Origin of the sequence: Acinetobacter modestus (assembly GCF_014636095.1) — a bacterium.
GTDB lineage: Bacteria > Pseudomonadota > Gammaproteobacteria > Pseudomonadales > Moraxellaceae > Acinetobacter > Acinetobacter modestus.
Window position 1 is genome coordinate 78,419 of record NZ_BMDV01000007.1, and the last position, 20,171, is coordinate 98,589.

Annotated in this window: 23 protein-coding genes and 2 tRNA genes; 16 read left to right on the plus strand and 9 right to left on the minus strand. The window is 38.6% G+C overall.

Annotation, left to right across the window (positions count from 1 at the left end; genetic code table 11):
• Nucleotides 1-116 precede the first annotated feature (116 nt).
• Both IEV17_RS14545 and IEV17_RS14550 read right to left on the minus strand, forming a co-directional pair.
• Nucleotides 117-192 (minus strand) — tRNA-Gly (locus IEV17_RS14545).
• Nucleotides 193-236: 44 nt separating this feature from the next.
• Nucleotides 237-312: transfer RNA gene (locus tag IEV17_RS14550), tRNA-Gly, on the minus strand.
• Nucleotides 313-501: 189 nt separating this feature from the next.
• Between IEV17_RS14550 and IEV17_RS14555 the strand changes: the two genes are divergently transcribed.
• From IEV17_RS14555 to IEV17_RS14575, 5 genes are all read left to right on the plus strand, one after another.
• Nucleotides 502-810 (plus strand): BolA family protein, encoded by a 309-nt coding sequence (locus IEV17_RS14555; protein WP_004665260.1) that lies wholly within the window; start codon nt 502-504, stop codon nt 808-810.
• Between the two features lie 9 nt (nt 811-819).
• Nucleotides 820-1,212, plus strand: a complete 393-nt coding sequence (locus tag IEV17_RS14560) for a SirB2 family protein (protein WP_004665258.1) — start codon at nt 820-822, stop codon at nt 1,210-1,212.
• Between the two features lie 80 nt (nt 1,213-1,292).
• A complete protein-coding gene (locus tag IEV17_RS14565) occupies nt 1,293-2,135 on the plus strand; it encodes a ParA family protein (RefSeq protein ID WP_004665257.1) in 843 nt (280 codons plus the stop codon).
• A gap of 9 nt (nt 2,136-2,144) precedes the next feature.
• The gene (locus IEV17_RS14570) at nt 2,145-2,537 is read left to right on the plus strand and encodes a hypothetical protein (RefSeq protein WP_004665256.1); all 393 of its coding nucleotides are present in this window, start codon (nt 2,145-2,147) and stop codon (nt 2,535-2,537) included.
• A gap of 209 nt (nt 2,538-2,746) precedes the next feature.
• On the plus strand, nt 2,747-3,337 hold the full coding sequence (locus IEV17_RS14575) for a threonine transporter RhtB (protein ID WP_034602109.1): 591 nt from the start codon (nt 2,747-2,749) through the stop codon (nt 3,335-3,337).
• A 1-nt stretch (nt 3,338) separates the two neighbouring features.
• On the opposite strand, the gene IEV17_RS14580 is transcribed toward IEV17_RS14575, so the two are convergent.
• Nucleotides 3,339-3,977, minus strand: coding sequence for a DedA family protein (locus tag IEV17_RS14580; protein WP_004665252.1), 639 nt, complete (start codon nt 3,975-3,977; stop codon nt 3,339-3,341).
• Nucleotides 3,978-4,213: 236 nt separating this feature from the next.
• Here IEV17_RS14580 and IEV17_RS14585 point away from each other — a divergent pair, with 236 nt between their 5' ends.
• Nucleotides 4,214-4,636, plus strand: coding sequence for a DoxX family protein (locus tag IEV17_RS14585; protein WP_004665250.1), 423 nt, complete (start codon nt 4,214-4,216; stop codon nt 4,634-4,636).
• A 146-nt stretch (nt 4,637-4,782) separates the two neighbouring features.
• Nucleotides 4,783-5,151, plus strand: a complete 369-nt coding sequence (locus IEV17_RS14590; protein ID WP_004665248.1) for a NirD/YgiW/YdeI family stress tolerance protein — start codon at nt 4,783-4,785, stop codon at nt 5,149-5,151.
• Nucleotides 5,152-5,198: 47 nt separating this feature from the next.
• Here IEV17_RS14590 and IEV17_RS14595 read toward each other — a convergent pair whose 3' ends face one another.
• A complete protein-coding gene (locus IEV17_RS14595; protein ID WP_171062483.1) occupies nt 5,199-6,425 on the minus strand; it encodes a DUF445 domain-containing protein in 1,227 nt (408 codons plus the stop codon).
• A gap of 442 nt (nt 6,426-6,867) precedes the next feature.
• Between IEV17_RS14595 and guaA the strand changes: the two genes are divergently transcribed.
• The 9 genes from guaA to IEV17_RS14640 all read left to right on the plus strand — a co-directional run bounded on the left by guaA (nt 6,868) and on the right by IEV17_RS14640 (nt 13,455).
• On the plus strand, nt 6,868-8,436 hold the full coding sequence (guaA, locus tag IEV17_RS14600) for a glutamine-hydrolyzing GMP synthase (RefSeq protein WP_004665243.1): 1,569 nt from the start codon (nt 6,868-6,870) through the stop codon (nt 8,434-8,436).
• Between the two features lie 149 nt (nt 8,437-8,585).
• Complete coding sequence (locus tag IEV17_RS14605; protein ID WP_004665240.1) at nt 8,586-9,503, plus strand: restriction endonuclease; 918 nt, start codon at nt 8,586-8,588, stop codon at nt 9,501-9,503.
• Nucleotides 9,504-9,675: 172 nt separating this feature from the next.
• On the plus strand, nt 9,676-10,203 hold the full coding sequence (locus IEV17_RS14610; protein WP_004665239.1) for a PadR family transcriptional regulator: 528 nt from the start codon (nt 9,676-9,678) through the stop codon (nt 10,201-10,203).
• 14 nt (nt 10,204-10,217) lie between these two features.
• On the plus strand, nt 10,218-10,607 hold the full coding sequence (locus tag IEV17_RS14615) for a Fur family transcriptional regulator (protein ID WP_004665237.1): 390 nt from the start codon (nt 10,218-10,220) through the stop codon (nt 10,605-10,607).
• Nucleotides 10,608-10,630: 23 nt separating this feature from the next.
• Entirely contained in the window at nt 10,631-10,936 is a 306-nt protein-coding gene (locus IEV17_RS14620) for a DUF3861 domain-containing protein (RefSeq protein WP_004665235.1), read from the plus strand.
• 2 nt (nt 10,937-10,938) lie between these two features.
• On the plus strand, nt 10,939-11,217 hold the full coding sequence (locus IEV17_RS14625) for a DUF2798 domain-containing protein (RefSeq protein ID WP_004665233.1): 279 nt from the start codon (nt 10,939-10,941) through the stop codon (nt 11,215-11,217).
• A gap of 144 nt (nt 11,218-11,361) precedes the next feature.
• Entirely contained in the window at nt 11,362-12,309 is a 948-nt protein-coding gene (locus tag IEV17_RS14630; RefSeq protein ID WP_004665231.1) for a pirin family protein, read from the plus strand.
• Complete coding sequence (locus IEV17_RS14635; RefSeq protein WP_004665229.1) at nt 12,306-12,704, plus strand: OsmC family protein; 399 nt, start codon at nt 12,306-12,308, stop codon at nt 12,702-12,704. Before IEV17_RS14630 ends, IEV17_RS14635 begins: the two co-directional genes overlap by 4 nt.
• A 97-nt stretch (nt 12,705-12,801) precedes the next feature.
• Nucleotides 12,802-13,455 (plus strand): glutathione S-transferase family protein, encoded by a 654-nt coding sequence (locus IEV17_RS14640; protein ID WP_004665228.1) that lies wholly within the window; start codon nt 12,802-12,804, stop codon nt 13,453-13,455.
• 56 nt (nt 13,456-13,511) lie between these two features.
• On the opposite strand, the gene IEV17_RS14645 is transcribed toward IEV17_RS14640, so the two are convergent.
• From IEV17_RS14645 to znuB, 5 genes are all read right to left on the minus strand, one after another.
• Entirely contained in the window at nt 13,512-14,117 is a 606-nt protein-coding gene (locus IEV17_RS14645) for an SPOR domain-containing protein (RefSeq protein WP_004665226.1), read from the minus strand.
• A gap of 193 nt (nt 14,118-14,310) precedes the next feature.
• Nucleotides 14,311-16,110 (minus strand): arginine--tRNA ligase, encoded by a 1,800-nt coding sequence (argS, locus tag IEV17_RS14650; protein ID WP_004665225.1) that lies wholly within the window; start codon nt 16,108-16,110, stop codon nt 14,311-14,313.
• A gap of 159 nt (nt 16,111-16,269) precedes the next feature.
• Nucleotides 16,270-18,147 carry a M48 family metallopeptidase gene (locus IEV17_RS14655; protein WP_004665223.1) on the minus strand — a complete coding sequence of 626 codons (1,878 nt, stop codon included), beginning with the start codon at nt 18,145-18,147 and terminating at the stop codon, nt 16,270-16,272.
• A 129-nt stretch (nt 18,148-18,276) separates the two neighbouring features.
• A complete protein-coding gene (locus tag IEV17_RS14660) occupies nt 18,277-19,197 on the minus strand; it encodes a Dyp-type peroxidase (protein ID WP_004665221.1) in 921 nt (306 codons plus the stop codon).
• Between the two features lie 164 nt (nt 19,198-19,361).
• Complete coding sequence (gene znuB / locus IEV17_RS14665; protein WP_004665219.1) at nt 19,362-20,171, minus strand: zinc ABC transporter permease subunit ZnuB; 810 nt, start codon at nt 20,169-20,171, stop codon at nt 19,362-19,364.

Here is a 20,171-nt window from a genome sequence, read left to right on the forward strand (position 1 = left end):
AACTAAAACACGGGTGTCTCTATCTCAATGAGGCACCTTTTTTATTGACGAGATGATGTATTAAAGAAATCTCAGCAAAAAAAAGCCCTAATCTTTCGACTAGGGCTTTTTAAATTTGGAGCGGGAAACGAGACTCGAACTCGCGACCCCAACCTTGGCAAGGTTATGCTCTACCAACTGAGCTATTCCCGCATATTGAGCAGTTTTTACTAAAACTTACACTTAAAAAACCAAACTGGAGCGGGAAACGAGACTCGAACTCGCGACCCCAACCTTGGCAAGGTTATGCTCTACCAACTGAGCTATTCCCGCGTGCCGCTTATAATACATTAAGCAAAACAAGGGTCAACAACTTTATGCAAATAAATTAATTAATTGCATAAAATTAAAGCATTTCTGCGGTTAAAAAAGTTAAAAGGCAAAATTTTGTACAAAATTTTCTCTTCATCTAGGGTCATGTATACTAAGGCACTATCACAATCTGACTTTATAGAGTGGCTGATGAAATTAGAGCAACAGTTGATTGAGCGTTTGCAAACCTTAACACCGACCCATTTGGAGGTATTGAATGAGTCGGCTGGACATGGAGGCTATTTCCCAGGAAAAGAATCACATTTTAAAGTGATTGTGGTGAGTGAGGAGTTTCAGGGTTTACGTTTAGTACAGCGTCATCAAAAAATCTATGCTGTGGCTGCTGAACTAATGAGTCCTGGTAAAATTCATGCTTTAGCAATTCATGCTTACGTTCCTAGTGAATGGCAAGGTCAAGCGCCAGCCAGTCCTGAATGTGCACACGCACCTAAAAGTTAAGGATTGATCATGGATGCACATTTACTCACCAAAATTATTCATATGTCCGCTGTGAGTTCGCTGATTATTGCTTTTGTTTTTCGTGCAGCAACTTTATTTGTTGGTGTTCAGGATCAGCAGCCAAATCCAAAGGGATTTAAAGCACTCGTTGGCTTACAACATTTATCATTGACGCTGATTATTGTGACAGGTGCTATTTTAGTGGTGATGAAAAACTTTGAGGTTGCGCCTTGGTTTTATGCCAAAGTGATTCTCTTTTTTGTACTTTGGTCATCTTTAATCAAAATTTATAAAAAAGATAACAGCGTGTTGTTACAACAGCGCCGTGCAGGTTTGTTGGTCGGTACAGTGGCATTGGTTGGTATTATTGGCTTAGTCATCATTAAACCTGTTTTTGCGTAATTGTTTGACATTGTTTTAGTAATTGTTTTTGCACTAGGTTAAACTGCGTGCAGTTTACAAAAATCTTGTAGAGGGAAATCATGTTAACTCGTGTGGTATTTAACCAAAAAGGTGGTGTAGGGAAATCAAGTATTACAGTCAACTTAGCTGCAATTAGTGCTAAGCAAGGTTTAAGAACTTTGGTGATTGATCTTGATCCACAAGCAAATTCAAGCCAGTACCTTTTAGGTGAAGATGCAACATATTCTGCTGACAAAGCAGCATTAGAGCCAAACATTGAAAATTTCTTTGAAGATATTTTGGGAAGCACGCAGCAAAAGGGCCTGATTGGTAACGCAATTGGTTCCATTTTGAAAGCACCACGTGGTAAGGGTTTAGAAAGTTACGTTCATCGTTCATCTTTTGAAAACTTAGATGTGATTCCTGCAAGTCCAAGTCTTGGTGCTTTGGAGCATGCATTAGAAAGTAAGCATAAAATTTATAAGTTACGCGACTCGATTCAGTCCCTGAGTGCGCGTTATGACCGTATTTTTATTGATACTCCTCCAGCTTTTAACTTTTTTACGTTATCAGCATTAATTTCAGCAGACCGAGTATTAATTCCTTTCGATTGTGATGTCTTCTCGAAACGCGCGTTACAAACTTTGATTGAAAATGTACTCGAAACCCAAGATGATCATAATGATCGCTTGGAGATTGAAGGAATCGTCGTAAATCAATTCCAGTCTCAAGCAAAGTTACCGCGTGAAGTGGTTCAGCAATTAAAAGATGAAGGTTTGCCTGTTTTAGAAAGCATGTTACCGCCATCCGTGTTGATGAAAGAATCACATCAAAAGAATTTACCCTTGATTCACTTGGCATCAGAACATAAATTGACCTTAGCTTACGTCACTTTATTTGGTGAGATTGAATCAAAAAAATAAGAGAATCTTATGAAACGCTTATATTGGATGCCTGTGTTAGCACTCAGTATGTTATTAGGTGCTTGCGCATCAACGGTTAAGCCGTCTTATGTTTCACCAACTCAGTACCAAGCTTTAAACTGCCAACAGTTGCAAGCTGAATATAATCGTATTCAACAGTACATCGATAATGGTGTGCAGACACCTAAGCGGACTGGAGTTGGTGTCGGTGTTGGACTTGGTGGTGGTTGGGCAAGAGGCGGTGGTTGGGGGATTTCGCCAACAATCTCATTAAATATGGGACAGTCGATGAATACCAAGAACACAGAGCTCGCTAACTTATTAGGTCAGCAGGATGCAATTGTGCAAGCCGCACAGTTCAAAGGTTGTGCAATTGTGGTCAAGCCACGTTCAAAATCATAAGTTGAAATTCATTTATCACTGTAATTTATTACAGTGATAAATAACTAAATTTTAGCAAAATGTTTCAATATAAAAGTATACAAAACAATATCTTAGTAATATTTATATTCATTTCTTTAATTTTTATAGCCTAATTTTCTCCACTAAATTTGTTTTTTTGCTTCAAATTCGTTTAAGGTGGCGAGCATATTTTGTCATCTGGTCTGTCTATGATTGAGAGTTGGTTTTTTGTTTTGGCGATGTTGGCGGTGTTATTAATACCCGGTCCAACCAATGCATTGCTCGCCAGTGCAACTCATCAACAAGGGGCTTTTAAGACGATAATCTTCATTCCAATTGAATGGTTGGGATATGTATATGGCATAAGTTTGTGGGCATTATTTATTCATCTCTTTGAGCCGATTTGGCCAGCTTTAGATGTGATTTTACATACGGTGAGTTTAGCATTGGTACTTTGGATGGCATTTCATCTTTGGAAAAGTGCGCATTTGCAAAAATATGATCAACGCCATCAGAAGATACGTAAGACAAAATTATTTAGCGCTACTTTAAAAAATCCAAAAACAGTGCTTTTAGCGGTAGGTATTTTTCCTGTTGAAACGTGGAATTCGATTGAAAATGCAGTGCTGGTTTTTGCGATTTTTAGTGTGATTTTAATCCCTATAAGTGTTTTTTGGATGTACTTTGGACGAGCACTTCTGGTTGGGAGTTTTAATGGAATTACAGCCGACCATTTATATAAAGGGTCGGCAATGTTATTACTGATTTGTATGTTGCCAATGATTTTTCGATTATTTTAATTTATTGAGCTTTACGCTCATTTAGTTTTTGCCGAACAAAACCAATAACGCCCGGCAAGATACTGATGATAATAATGCCAAAAATTAAATAGGTGAAGTTATCTTTAACGATTGGCATATTACCAAAGATATAACCTAACGTAATAAATGATGCGATCCAACAAAAAGCACCAATTACGTTATAGGTGAGGAAAAATTTATAATTCATACTGCCTGCACCTGCGACAAATGGTGCAAAGGTACGTGCAAACGGAACAAAGCGGGCAAAAATAATGGTTTTACCGCCATGACGTTGGAAGAACTGCTGTGTTTTGAGTAAATGTTGTTGATTGATAAATCGTGAATTCATTTCAAAAACACGCGGGCCGATATAACGCCCAATGTGGTAATTTACGGTATCACCTAAAACTGCGGCAATAAATAATAAAATACCGAGTACCCACGGATCCATCGCACCAGTTGATGCTGCTAGTGCACCCGCAGCAAATAATAAGCTATCTCCGGGTAAAAAAGGCATCACTACGAGGCCTGTTTCAACAAAGATAATTAAAAATAAAATGGCATAAATCCATACGCCATAATTCGTAATAAATTCTAAAAGGTGTTCATCAACGTGCAGAATAAAATCAATAAGTTCCATGAAGCTGTTAACAGTATGAATTTGAGCTAAATCCTAGCAGTGCAACTATAGAATGTCAGTATAAAAACCAATTTAATTGGTAACATTCATTGAGTAGCGACATGATTAATTTTGATCTGGAATAATAATGTTTGTTGCAAATATAGAACGATGCATTAACTAATAGAATGTTTATTGCAAAATAAAACACACATAAACTGTTTCTATATTAAAAAACAACTAGTGTGGAATCAATTATGTTTAATCCAAATGTTATCGTAAAAAATATCGTAACGCAGTCAGGTGTAGAAAATATCGTTACGCTTGTTGCTCGGATCCTAATGGCCTATATTTTTATCATTGCAGGATGGGGCAAGCTCAGTGCTTATGGCGCTACAGCGGGTTATATGGAATCGATGGGTGTACCTGCCGCATTGTTACCAGTAACGATCTTGGTTGAGTTTGGCGGTGGACTTGCGCTGTTATTTGGTTTTCAAGCCCGTTTAGCTGCATTTGGTTTAGGTATCTTTAGCATTATTACCGCATTTATTTTTCATGGCGCAGATGATCAAATGCAACAAATCAACTTTATGAAAAACTTAGCTATGTCTGGTGGTTTATTTTATTTAATGTTGCATGGTGCTGGTCGTTTGAGCTTAGATCATGTGATTGAGAAATAATGAGCCATTTAAAATAATCCCCACGTTAGTGAGTGGGGATCGGTTTTTATACACATAAAGTTAATGCTTAATTACAAACAGAAGCTGAGACAAGGGCTTATCTCTGTTTAGATAATAATAAAGAGAAAAGCTGGAGGAAGTATTCAATGAAACAAATTTTGATGCCTTGTGGAATAGCGATTTTAATTGGCTTATCAACATCAACTTGGGCAGGTAAAGATGATCATGTGCTTGTGCAAGAAGCAGCAAAAAATGTGATAACGGTGAATCAGATTGCTCAACTGGCTGATGAAACGGGTGTTACTTTAACAGGCCAAATTACGAAACATTTGCGAAGTGATCATTACGAATTTAAAGATCAGAGTGGCACGATTGGCATTGAAGTTGATGATGATATTTGGCGTAAAGCAGGCTTGAAAGTGGGCGATCATGTTCGGCTAGTGGGCGAGGTGGATACCCACCGCTATAAACCCACTGACATTGAAGTGATTCAAATAGAAAAGCACTCACATTAAGAAGCATAAACAAAGGAAGCCTTAGCTTCCTTTTCTAATCCTATTTTTTAAAGCATAAAGTGGATCTGCATTTCCCCTACAAGGAAACCTAATACAGCACCAACAATAATTAATGACCATTCATCTTCTTTAAAGGCAGGGCGGAGCATACCTTCAAATTCTTCAGGGCTTAACTGCTGCATTCTTTCGACCAAAGTATTGCGGACATTCATCGCATCTTCAGCATAAGACTCTACATAACGCATTGTTTCAGGGAGCTGTTGTAAAATGCGTTCCGCAACTTCAGCTTTTAAATTCTGATATTTTTCACCACCAATCGCATAAACAACCAATGGACGAACAATACCTGCTTGTAAATCAATTTCTTGTTTCACATGGCGACTGACGAGTTCGATCACTTTATCTGAATTGGTTCCAGAAAAAAGCTCTTCCATCATATTACGGGATGTGAGTAATTGTTTAGAAATGAGCGCTGCATAGTCTGCCGCGACTTCATTTTGACGCTTGATGAACAAACCTTGCCATGTGTAGCCCAAAATCTTCTTTGGGTACAATGGTCTAAACATCATTTGTAAAGCCATCCAGTCACTGAAAAAGCCGACAAAGCCACCGAACATTGGCAGCATCCAAGGATATTTTCCTTGAGTGACCACCCAACACAACATTTGCACTACACCAATGGCGAAACCAAAAATAAAGCCGACATTACTAAAGAATTTGAATTCTTGTTTGCCGACTTTTTTGAAAATTTCGTTGAGAAGACGCTTATCTTTGAGGAGATTGCTAATCACCATGTGCTTGATGTCAAAGTATTTGATCACATCTTTTTGCACTTCGCCCATGATATGTTCAACAATCTCAGGGGCTTTGGCTTGAACTCGCTTAATTAATTTCTTTCGTGCGAACTCAGGCATACCTTCCCATAAACCCGGTTGATATTGTTGTGCAACTTCACGGGTAATGTCTTCGGCAGCAGCCATTAATGGTTTTTCAATTTCTTGAGCAATCCTTTTCGGATCAAGTCTGGCAAAAATTTCTTGGGGCTGAATTAACTTTGAGGTCATTAACTCAACGGCTATGGTCGCCATTTTTTCAGCTTTTCGCGGGACGATGCCTTGCCATCCGATTGGAAGACCAAATAACCTTAGTCCCTTAAATTCAAGTGGTGCAAACATCATTTGAATGGCAATAACTTTCGTTACATAGCCAATAAAGCCACTAATAAATGGGATCGAAATATATAACCAGAAATTCTGTTGAAAATCCGCAATCATTTCTTGAAACATTATTTTATTGGTCCTTCAAGTCCTAATTGTTGCTCGTGATAGGGCAAGCCATAGATGATAGTGAAATATTTTAGAATATTGACTGAGCCAATATCTTTTAGGCTTTTAGTTACCTTTTTATTTTCCTCTTTCCAAGGATAGTGCAGTCGCACAAAAAGGAAACGATGATGCCGACAGCATACCTTTCCGTGGTAATGCCTATTTTCGACTCATCATCTTAGCACCAATTTTTGCTTTTTGTTGATCGGAATCAGCAAGAATTGTTGATTTAATTCTCTTTTCCAACACGTGCTTGGGGAATTTTAGTTTAAATATCAGTCGCAATTGATCATACATGCTAAAAAATAAGATAGATGATGAATTGCGATGCGCCAAAGCGTGAAAAATGTTAGAATATGGCGCTTAATTCATTTGCCTTTAATGTTTAGCCATGACGACCAATACTCAAATTACTGAAGATCGTATCCTTATTTTGGATTTCGGCTCTCAATATAGCCAGCTGATTGCACGTCGCGTACGTGAAGCGGGTGTTTATTCTGAAATGTATGCTTTCGATATGTCTGAAGAAGACATTCGTGCGTTTAATCCGAACGGGATTATTTTGTCAGGTGGCCCTGAGAGCGTACATGAAGAAGGTAGTCCACGTGCGCCACAAGTTGTATTTGAACTTGGTGTACCGGTATTGGGTATTTGCTATGGCTTACAAACCATGTCTGAACAGCTTGGTGGTAAAGTAGAGCCAGGTACAGTTCACGAATTTGGTTATGCCGCTGTTGATGTATTGGTTCGCGATCAATTGTTGGGTGATCTCAATGATGGTGACGACAAGCTTAATGTTTGGATGAGTCATGGCGATAAAGTCAGTGTGATTCCTGAAGGTTTCTCTGTTACTGCAAGCACACCAAGCTGTCCATTTGCCGCGGTAAGTGATGAAGCACGTCGTTTCTATGGTGTTCAATTCCACCCTGAAGTGACCCATACAGCGAAAGGCGCAGAGTTATTATCGAACTTTGTGCATGGGATTTGTGGATGCCGTAATCTCTGGAATTCTGAAAACATTATCGACTTGCGTGTTGAACAATTACGTGAGCAAATTGGTGATCAAAAAGTTCTGTTAGGTCTTTCTGGTGGTGTGGATTCTTCAGTTGTTGCTGCATTGCTTCATAAAGCAATTGGCGATCAATTGACATGTGTATTTGTAGACAATGGCTTACTTCGTTTAAACGAAGGTGAACAAGTGATGGACATGTTCGCAAAAAACATGGGTATCCGTGTGATTCGTGCTGATGCTGAACAGCGTTTCTTAACAGCATTAGCGGGTGAAGTTGATCCTGAGAAAAAACGTAAAATTATTGGTCGTGAATTCATCGAAGTTTTTGCTGAAGAAGCTCGTAAACTTGATGGCGTGAACTTCCTTGCTCAAGGTACGATTTACCCAGATGTGATTGAATCTGCTGCAACCAAAAATGGTAAAGCACATGTGATTAAATCTCACCACAATGTGGGCGGTTTACCTGATGACTTAGCTTTTGAATTGGTTGAGCCGATTCGCGATTTGTTTAAAGATGAAGTACGTCGTTTAGGTACAACTTTAGGTTTACCACATGAAATGCTTTATCGCCACCCATTCCCAGGCCCAGGTTTAGGCGTGCGTATCTTGGGTGAAGTGAAAAAAGAATATGCGGATATTCTTCGTCTTGCTGATGACATCTTTATGCAAGAGCTTCGTGCAAGCGGTTGGTATGATAAAACTGCGCAAGCATTTGCAGTATTCCAACCAGTGAAATCTGTGGGTGTTGTCGGTGATGGTCGCCGTTATGCATGGGTGATTGCACTTCGTGCGGTTGAAACGGTTGACTTTATGACAGCCCGTTTCGCTCATTTACCGTATGATTTGGTTGATAAAATCTCAACGCGTATCATGAATGAAATCAAAGATGTTTCACGTGTTGTATATGATGTGTCATCTAAGCCACCAGCAACGATTGAATGGGAGTAAAACTGGGGCTTCATGAAGCAGCGCTTCATGCCAGTTTTATTCTAAGAGCTATGCTCGTATCAAGATAAAAATTACCTTTAAAAAAGAGCGCTTAGGTGCTCTTTTTTTGATTTATAATTTATAAAGATTAAGCTTATAAGAGAAGAAATATGACTTTGCCTAACCATCAAGAATTGATGTTACCGTTATTAAAAGTCTTAAAAAAACAAAGTCAACCAATTCAAATTAGTCAAGCTGGAAAATTATTGGCTGAACAGTCAAATTTAACTACGGAAGAATTAAGTAAGATGATTCCTAGCGGTAAAAGAACAGTTTTTTATGATCGTGTTGGGTGGGCGAAAACATATTTGGTTAAGGCAGGATTAATTTATCAACCGGATTGGGGACTATGTGGGTTATCTGAGGAAGCTAAGAAATTAAACCTAGAAACATTGGATAAGATAGATAATGATTTTTTAATGAAATATGAGAGTTTCCGAAACTTTAAAATGCCATCAAATAATAAAGGTGATAAACAGGTTGTTGTTACAGCAGAAAAATCAGATTTAGAAACACCAGAAGAGTCACTTCAAAGAATAAATGAAATTTTATTATCTAGTTTGAAAGATGATTTGCTGAATCTTGTAAAAGCAAAGCACCCTTCATTCTTTGAACGATTAGTTGTAGATTTGCTTGTTGCTATGGGCTATGGGGGTTCACATCAAGATGCTGCACAAGCAATAGGTAAAACAAGTGATGGTGGTATTGATGGAATCATCAGTGAAGATCGTTTGGGTTTAGACAAAATTTATATTCAAGCAAAGCGCTGGGAAAATACCGTTGGTCGCCCAGATATACAACAGTTCAAAGGTGCATTAGCCGATCAGGTTGCTAAGAAAGGTGTATTTATTACGACCTCAAGTTTTAGCAAAGAAGCAGTCGAATCTGCAAAAAAATCTGGAATTGTCCTAATTGATGGAGAAAAGCTAACTTCTTTAATGATCGAGTTCGGTTTAGGTGTGCAAGTTGAGCGAAGTTTTTATATTTATAAAATAGATCAAGATCGGTTTGATGAAGATAATTTTTAAGAGCGCTCAGTCGCTCTTTTTTATTACTTAACTTTATAAAATTTCTCTATAAAAAATTAATAAATCATTAAATATCAAAATTATAAAATTTAAAGATATATCTTAACTTGCTATAAGATTAATTAAGATATATCTTATTAATCGTAAGTTAATCAGTATGAGAAAAATAAAGATGAGACATCAATCAGATCATCGTGAAAATGAACATGATAAACATCATCGAGAGCATCACCGTTCAGGTCGCCGCGGTCGCTTATTTGAATCAGGTCGAATGAAATTGTTAGTGCTGCATTTGATTCAGCAAAATCCCAAACATGGTTATGAAATTATTAAAGAAATTAGTGATCTTGTTGGTGATGGTTATACACCAAGTGCAGGAACAATTTATCCAACTCTCACCAGTTTAGAAGAAATGAACTGTATTTCTTTGCTCGATGCCGAGCGTAAACAATACCAAGTCACTGAATATGGCGAAACGTATCTGAAAGATCAGCAGGAAATGTTGGCAGCTTTGTTAGAAAAACTACGCATTAGACGTGAAATCCATAACAACGATCAACTGATAGAGATCCATCGAGCAATGGAAAATCTAAAAACAGCATTACGATTAAAACTCAATATTGCTGATCTACAGCAAGAACAAATTTATCAAATTGCTGAAAAGATTGATCAAGCCGCCATTGCGATTGGACGTTTATAAGTTGGGAGCAAAAGATGTTAGTGCTACAACAGAAAATTAAACAGGTTGGACTGAGAGTAACGCATCCGCGTATGGCGGTTTTGTCATTATTGGCGCAGCAGTCAGAAGATCTTACTGTGAAGCAAATTTACCAAAATTTGAATCTGCAAAAACAGCAGCTAAATTTGGCAACCGTCTATCGTGTGGTGAGTGATCTCGTTTTGGCGGGGGTGTTGGTGAGTTATCAATTCCATCGTGCTGAAACGAAATTTAGTCTTCCACGAGTTCCTAAAAATCAATTACTACAAATTCGCTGTGCCGATTTAACCACAGCAAAACAAGCACGATTTTTACAGTCCTTAGAAGCCCTATTTACCCAATTTCAAATTGATTTGATGCAGATCGAAATCAAAGAAAATCCTTAATTAAAAATTGATTGGAGCAAATGATGAAACAACATCAATACCATGTCACCGTACAACATTTAAAAGATGCGAAAGGACAAGCGTCAACTTACACCGAACGTTTAGAGTTTTATACTGGAAATCATGATGATATTTTTCAGATCGTTGAACGTTTAAATAGTGCTGAATTTTTTGATGATCAAACCACTAAAGCTTTTGCGGTGGGTCTAAAACTTTTCAGCGAAGTGATGCTAGAAAATAAAGATCATCCACTATTCGAAGAATTCTTGCCGCAGTTCGGTCAATTTATGAAGAATCTAAAGCAACATGTAAAGAAACAGGCTGAATGAGTATGGGGGCAAATGGCATGCAACAAACAAAGAAGACGTTCTTTACTAAATTACCTGCAAAATATGCTGCTTGGATTATGCCATTATTATTATCAGGGTTGATGAGCGCAACATTATCATTGGTGAACTTACTAATGAATGTTGGGCTAATAGATGGATTCGCAACGAAGTGGCTGTCAACATGGCTGTTTTCATGGTTGATTGCCTATCCTGTCGTGCTTATGTTTTTGCCTGTTGTTCGACGTTTAACAAGCCTTATTGCGGAAATGTCACCATATTGATATATCAGGCTGTTGAATAACAATACAGATTGTCTCATGCATAGCACTCTGCGTATTACCAAAAGACTATATTGAATATTGTTGATATTGTTAAGATCAATAAAACAACTCATTGCAATAGCATAGGTAAAAGAGAGTAATATCATGAGTAATAATAACGATTACGATATTTCTGATTCAAAAGATTGTGAAACTTATATCAATCAATTTATTCAAGAATTCACCATTCGTTCAGCTGAGATTGGCAAGGGTACAATCATTAAACGTGCCTTACCTAGTCGCCAAAAACGTTTGGTGGGGGCATGGTGTTTTCTAGATCATGCAGGGCCAGTGAGTTTTCCTGCTGGAGATGGTTTGGATGTAGGACCGCATCCACATATTGGTTTGCAGACTTTTACATGGATGATTGAAGGCACCATGATGCACACCGATAGTCTTGGTTCAAAACAACTGATTCGTCCAACGCAAGTGAATTTAATGACGGCAGGTCATGGAATTTCTCATACCGAAGTTGCGCCAGATAGTGAAACGAAAATGCATGCGGCGCAGCTCTGGATTGCACTCCCAGATGATAAGCGCAATATGGAGCCAAAGTTTGAGCACTATCCAGAATTGCCTGTGGTAAGCAAAGATCAAGTTGAATTTACCGTGTTGGTCGGTGATTTCTTGGAAACAACCTCACCAGTTCAAGTGCATACGCCTTTGGTCGGTGTCGATCTAACTGCACAAGCCAATACGAAAACCCGTATTCCACTAAATCCAAAATTTGAATATGCATTTATGGCATTAGAGGGTGTTGCTCGTGTTAATGGGCATGAGTTAAATGCTGATAATTTGGTGATTTTGGAAACAGGCCTGACCGAAATCGAAGTTGAGCTGACAGAAGGTCATCGTGTGTTACTCATCGGTGGCGAACCGTTTGAATCACCAATTTTGCTGTGGTGGAATTTTGTTGGGCGTACTATGCAAGATTTGCAACAAGCACGAGAAGACTGGATCAATCATGATGCCCGTTTTGGTGAAATTCCTGATTATCAAGGCAAGCGTCTCGAAGCACCCGTACTGCCTGAGCAAATGAGGGCATCGAAATGAGTATTATCGCAAGTGCAAAAGTTCTAACTTTACCTGAACCGTGGAAAGGGGAAGTAACGAGTGCAACACACCAATTCCTAACAGATAAACCCGAATCTTTTGGTGGACATGACACGGGACCAGCACCTTATGATTTTCTTACTGCAAGTTTGGCATCATGTACGATGATCACCTTGCGTATGTATGCACAGCATAAGGAAATTGATTTGGATGAATTTACGGTTGAGGTGGACTTTCATACCAATCGTGAACAACAGGAACGAATCGAACGTCGAGTAATATTTAAACAACCTATTTCACAAGACTTACAAGAAAAACTTCTCAATGTATGTAGCAAAACACCAGTTACTAAAACTTTGTTACGCAGTTTAGACATAGAGACCGTGATTCTTTAAGACTAAAGTGCTATTGTGCTTGGGCAAAACATAATTCTAAGTGCAACTGTCAGAGGGATTCATATCGCAGTTGCACAGCAAAAAAGCAGGCACAAAAATGATTACCTTACATTACCTACAATGTTCACGTTCGTTCCGTATATTGTGGGCATTAGAAGAACTTGGTATGGATTATCAAGTTGAGTATTATCAAAGATTGTCCAGTTACGCAGCCCCTGAGAGTCTTAAACAAATTCATCCTTTAGGAAAAGCACCAATTCTGGTTGATGATGAAGAGGTTATTGTAGAATCTGCTGTTATTTTGGATTATTTGCAACAGCAGTATGATGGGCAGCAAAAATTTAAACCACAACAAGCAAAAGACCAGCGGCAATATTCCTATTGGATGCACTATGCTGAGGGTTCTTTAATGCCTTTATTAGTCATGACTTTGGTGATGAACAATGTCAGCAAGCATGTTCCTTGGGTGATTCGACCTATCGCTGAAAAAGTAACGGATGGTGTAAAAGCTGGATTTGTTCGTCCTCGCATCAAAGAGCACATGCTATACCTTGAACAATATTTAGGCGAGCATGATTATTTTGCTGGAGATTTTTCTTTTGCAGATATTCAGATGGCTTTTCCATTGATTGCAATTCAAAAGCGTTTACATGGAAAATATCCCAATATTCAGGCTTTTGTACAGCGTGTGCAACAACGTTCAGCATTTCAACGCGCTGAGCAAAAAAGTTTACATTCTCAGTGTGCATAGTATGCAAGGAAATAAAAAAGGGGAACCAATTGTTCCCCTTTTTTATTCGATATGGTTTAGCGCTTGATGACGATTGAATCAATACCACTATGTTGTAGCGTTTGCTGAGCAGCAAGAGCGGCATCTTGACTATCATAAGGACCAGAAAACACACGATACCATGTTTGACCATTTTCAACAGTTTTCACGACATCAGCAGATAAACCATTCAGAATAATTTCTGCACGACGTGCATCAGCACTATCAGGATCAGGATAGCTACGTACTTGTAAAATATAGCTTGCTTGAGTTGGTGCTGCTGGTTCAGTCGAAGTAATCGCTGTTGGATCTTCTGTCGTGGTTTCAGGTTTTGGTGATTCAATAATCACGACATTACCTTGTTGTTTGGTTTCAGGTACAGCTTGTTCAGGGATTGGAGTAACTTGTTGTTGTGGCAACAAATCGTAGAAACGATAATCTTTGTTGGTATCTTCTTCTTGATAATGATCGGATGTTACCTGATTTTTTGCTGGAACAGGTTGCCATGGTTGCCATAGCATGAGCATGACACCAACACATAGAATCGCAAGAATCGCGACAAGCATTCCCAACCACTTTGGAATAAGTGGTTTTTTCGGCTTGTTTGGTCGTTCAGATACACCACGTTGCGTTTTTCCAAACACCTGAAATTCCTCTTGATCCTATTAGATTATTTGTAACTTGAATCTGGTTAAAAACAAAGCATTATGTTTGAAAATAATGCTTTGTTTAAGATATTGCCGACCAATAATAGGCTAAGTTTAAAAGTAGATCTGTATAACGTTGTTAACAACAATATTTCAGATTCAAACTTTTTATTGCAACTGTGTGTATTGATTACATCGCTTCAGGAGCAGATACACCAAGTAACTCTAAGCCATTACGTAAAACTTGCTGAACATTAATTGAAAGTAATAAACGCGCTTGTGATAAAGGAATATTTGTTTCATCAACAAATTTAACGCCATCTTGTGCATACCATCCATGAAATAGCGCAGCTAAGTCTTTTAGATAATTACCAATTTGATGTGGTTCGTAGACATTCGCAGCACGAATCAAAACTTCAGGATAAGCTGCTAATTTAGCGAGAATCTCTGTTTCAGTCTCTAAAGCTAAGAGATTAGCAACTTGGCGAGCAGATGCGACATCAAATGTAATGCCTTTCTCTTTCGCACGGTTCAAAATACTATTTACACGTGCATGGGCATACTGAATGTAGTACACCGCATTGTCTTTGCTTTGAGAAACGGCAAGGTCTAAATCAAAGTCGATATGCTGTTCAGATTTACGCATCACGTAGTAGAAACGCGCTGCATCGTTGCCGACTTCTTTACGTAGATCACGTAAAGTCACGAATTGACCTGAACGAGATGACATTTGTACCATCTCGCCACCACGCCATAAACTCACGAACTGAACTAAAAGAACAGTCAGTTTTTTAGAGTCGTAACCCATTGCATCAATCGCAGCTTTTACACGTGAAATATAACCGTGGTGGTCTGAACCCCAGATATCAATTAGATCCGTATAGCCACGTTGTAGTTTATTCAAATGGTAAGCAATGTCAGATGCAAAATAAGTGGTTTGGCCATTACGACGTTTGACCACACGGTCTTTCTCATCGCCAAATTCAGTTGATTTAAACCAAATATTGCCATCTTTTTCATAGAGAAAGCCACGTTGATCAAGCGTCGCAAGTGCTTCATCAATTTTTTCGGTTAGCGAAGCTTCGCTAAACCATTCATCAAAAGTCACACCAAAGTCAGCAAGGTCATCTTTGATATCATCCAAAATGGCATGTAAAGCCGCTTGGTGAAATACGCGATAACCCGCACCTAACTGTTGTTGTGAATTGGCGATTAAGCCATCAATGTGTTTTTCTTTATCACCAGACAAAATAACTTTATTGCCTTCGGCATCAAGTTCTTCAGCATATTGAACATCTTCAGGCACATCGTTGTAAATGTCAGCAACTGGACGAACGTGTGCATCGCCATCTTTATCAATAATGCTTTGTGCGATTTCTTTAACATAGTCGCCTTGATAGGCATTTTTAGGGAAAACAAGCGTTTGCCCAGTCAATTCTAAATAACGTAAATAAGTTGATGTTGCCAAAATATCCATTTGGCGACCTGCATCATTAACATAGTATTCACGGTCAACTTGTGCACCTGTTGCTTCTAAAAGATTCGCAACAGTCATGCCGTAAGCTGCACCACGACCATGTCCCACATGCAGACTAGATGTTGGGTTTGCAGAAACAAATTCGACTTGGATTTTTTTAGCTGCATTGGCTTGGCTGCGTCCATATTGGTCTTTTTGTGCTTGAATTTGATCAAGTACAGCGAAGCGTTGGTCTGCATTTAAAAAGAAGTTAATAAAACCAGGGCCTGCGATTTCTGCTTTTGTAATGTCAGCGACTTCAGGCAGTGCTGCTAAAATTTTTTCAGCTAGATCACGTGGTTTCATACCAGCAGCTTTAGAGCCGATCATGGCAATATTAGATGCAAAGTCACCGTGACTTCGGTCTTTGGTACGGGTTAAATGGCTCGTGTTTGTCCAATCTGAAGGAAGTACCCCTTGTTGTTGAAGGGATTGTACCGCATGATCAAGAGCTGCTTGTATTGCCGTATTCATAGTTACCGAAATAAATGTCGCGGAAAAACGTCAAATATAGCAAATTTTAGCGGCTTAAGGGGAGAGTCATTGCAGCTGAATTAACATATTCCTATAAATCTTTCGAGTTTAGTGATTAGAGATGCTGTGCTTACAACATCTCTTCTCTTGTGTTATCAATTAAAGAATACGAGAACCTTTAATCCATCGCATTTTGCGACCAAATTTATAATTATCACCTTCAATACTTAAAATTAAGACGGCTTGATTTAATGGCATATTATTTTGAATTTGTTGTAAAACATCCTCAATTCGCTTTTTATTGGTGAATTGGTACCAACGAGTCGTTGAAAATGCCAAGACATAACAAGGTAAATATGTCAAATAATCAACTTTCTTTTTGACGAAATATGCTTTCTTTAAATCCTTAATTTTGCTCAACGCATCTGTGAGCTGTTGTAACTCGATTGAGCTTAAATCATGCGGAGTGAATTTATTGTTTAAGTGAAGTTGATTTCGCTCGTGTTGTGCAAAACTCTCTAATTCAAGACGTTCTACAAGTAAGTGGTGATAATGTTGTGCTTGATCTGGTTGTCCTTGTTGCCAATAAAAATCACGTAGTCTTTCATAGCAAGTTGTCATCATGAATTCATTGAGTTCTGTGGCACGAATCATGTAGACACAACCTTGATCATCATTTTTTTCTAATAATGCTCTGCCATATTCCAAACAAATTTCAGCATGTTCTGGTGCTTTTTCATGAAGTGCTGCCAATTGTTGACATGCTTGCTCTGTTTGTTTGGCAATAAATAGCGTGAGTTGAGCACGTTCAAATGCTTCATCAATATTCAAATCATCGGTCTGTTGTTTTTGATCAAGTTCGATAAGGCGCTGTTTGCCACCTTGAATGAACTGGTATCTTTCTTGCCATGAAGACGAAATATTATTTTGCCACATTTGGTCAAAAGTGGCGGTTACTTTTTCGAGTTGCTTGCCAAGTAGGCGATCTGCACGTTGTTCAGCAGAAGGATATTTAAACTCAGGAACTACCCCGATTGCTTTTAAACGATCTTGTAATGATGGATGCGTATCAAGATGCGTTGTCATTTGTTGCATCGACACTGACAACCATGCTGTAGTATTTTCTTTGTCTAATTCATGTGTCAGGGCATGGGTGAGATTAAAGAAAGGTGTCATCACTGGTTGTGGCATATCATCCGCATGTTTATAAATTTCAGTCCAATATTTTTCATCAAGATATTGGCTAATAATACTCACAGTCGTTAATGCCTCGGCTGTTGATTGCGATGAGGTTAGTTGAACCGCGATGGCATCTGCTTCATATTCATTTGCCTGTGCAAGAGGGAAAGAATAAGCCGTAAAGTACGGGACAAAGCGATTGAGAAAAGGTCTAAATAAGAAGTCTCCGCGACTTTGGTTCTGTTCTAATACCTCGACTAACTGCGTCCAACGAATACGTTGACGATAAATCCAGTTTGAAAATTGTGCATGATTTTTCGCGAGATGACCAAATTCATGAGCTAGAACCGCAGTAAATTGCGCTACGGTTAAGGACTTAAGTAATGGCAACCCTAACAATAAATAATTTTGAGAAGAGCCTAAACCCAGAAAACGAGGGATTTGAACAACGCCAGCATTTAAGTCTTCTACGATAAGCACTTTATGAAAATCAGGTGCATTGAGCTGTTGTTGTAATTTATGAATAATCTCAAATAATTCAGGAGCATCTGTAGCATTAATTGCATAACCCTGAGGTGGCATTTGCTTAACCCACAAAGATCGTAAAATGACCCAAATAAAAAAACCAACGATTAGAATGAGTTTAATTGCAAAAGCTTTTAAAAATAGAATCGACATCAGTAATAAGGGAATGAGGGCTAATAAGAATAAAATCATGATTCCTATATATAAATTTCCTAAAATAGCCAGCATAAATACTTTTAATTGATAGGCTTTAGGATTTTTTTTGATTTTCTCTTGTAGCTGGAGAATGAGCTTTTCAAATCTTTCATTTTCTGAATATTGCGTATTGTTCATATTTTTTCTTTAAACTGATTATGATTTAAATAATTCTCTTTGCAGCATATTAGATCGAGTTGGATGCTATTTATGCTGCAAAGTTTTTTTATTATATTGAACAAATTTTATTCTTTTCAATTCTAAATTTTATAATTCAATAACTTCTTCGAGTAATTCATCACTTGGTGCGAAATAATATGCCCCATCAATCGCAGTAGTGAAATGCAATAAACGGTCATGAATACCATCACCTGTGGTACCAAACATTCGTTTTAACATGGCATCAATAATGCTCAAATTGTTGGTATAGGCAACAAAAAATAGACCTTGTTCACCTTTACCATCACCATAAGGCAAACTGTGACGCAAGATTTCCATTTCTTCGCCATCCTCATCTTCTACTACGGTACGTGCGACATGCGAATTTTGGGGTTTGATGTCATCATCAAGTTCAATAGATTCAAGTTTGGTACGTCCAAAAACATGTTCTTGAGCATCGACTTTGAGTTGTTGCCATTTTGCTAAATTATGAATATAGCGTTGTGCGAAAATAAAGCTGCCATCTGCAAAAGCCCCTGCTGTTTCTGCAAGGAGGGCAGCTTCAGCACGGTCATCTGGAAATTGAGGATTCTCTGTACCATCAATAAAGCCTGTCATATCGCGACCATCAAAGAAACGGAAGCAAGCACGCTCATCTAAAACATCAACTTTGCTTTGAATACCATTGAAGAAAGCTTGACTGATCGCAAAGCAAATATCAGCACGAGCACTTGCAATATGTATAAACACATCTGCGGGTACCACAGGCATGTCAAATGCTCCCTGTTGAGGGTCAAGCTGTCTAAAGTCTTCAGGTGTCTGAGAATAAAGCTTTGACCAAAGCTCAGGACCAAAGGCAATCGCTGTTTTAATTTGATCATTAGGGTGTTGGGTAATAAGACGATCACGGGTTGAGAGCAGAGCTTCAATCTGCTGTTTGAGTTCAGAGATGCTTAAATCTTTTAAACGCAAAACAATAAAACGGGCATGATCAGAAGGTAATGGAAGAATGACGGATTGAGCAGTCATGAAGCTCTCCTTAGTTCGTTATTTTTAAATGATACAAAGATATGATTTTGCCCGATGTGAGCAGTGCTTAATAGCTTATTTTTTGACGATTTTTACGATATTGGTGATCGTTAAAATAATAGTCGACATAGCATCCAAGTATTGGATGCTAAGATTGGAAACATTTAATTGGTTTTAAAATTCGGTAAGAATTTTTGTACTGCAAAAATAACTGCGAAGCAAAGCGCCATACATAAAACGATACTGAGACCTGTGGCAATATTTAACGCCGCACTAGACCATAAGCCAACCGTCACACCCAATTGAGCCAGTAAAAATGCCCAAATCACCATTTGTTTAGGTGAATGTGCAAGCAAGCGCGCGCTTAGTGCAGGAATCACGAGTAATGCACCCATAAGGAGTGAGCCGACAGCGCGGAGCGCAAGTACCGTAAATAGTGCCAATAACAGCATGAAAATCAAGCGTTGCCAATTGGCTCTCACCCCTTCACTCATTGCAATATCGGGATCAATCGCAATTTGAATTTGTGCAGACCATGAGCGATACAAAATGATAAGTGAACCTATAATCACGACCGCAAACATGGGTAAATCAGACCATTCAATACTAAGAAGATCGCCAAATAAGTAGCTTAATAATTCGGGACGTAAACTCGGAATATGCTGAATTAATAATAAACCAGAGCACAGTAATGTCGCTGAACTTAATGCGAGTAGGGCATCATTAGGGAGGCGAGAGTCATGCAGTACCCATAAAATACCAACCAGTAAAGCAGCCAGAAAGGCGACCCCTAACCAAAAGGGTAGATGTAGTAAGGCTGCAATAGCAACGCCTAGTAGCGTGCCATGTGCCATGGTATCAGCAAAAAAAGACATTCTGCGCCAAAGCATCAGACAGCCAAGTGGTGCTGTCAGAAATACCAAAAGCGACCCCATAATCCAAGCAGGTAATAGTAGTTGTAACCATTCCATCAT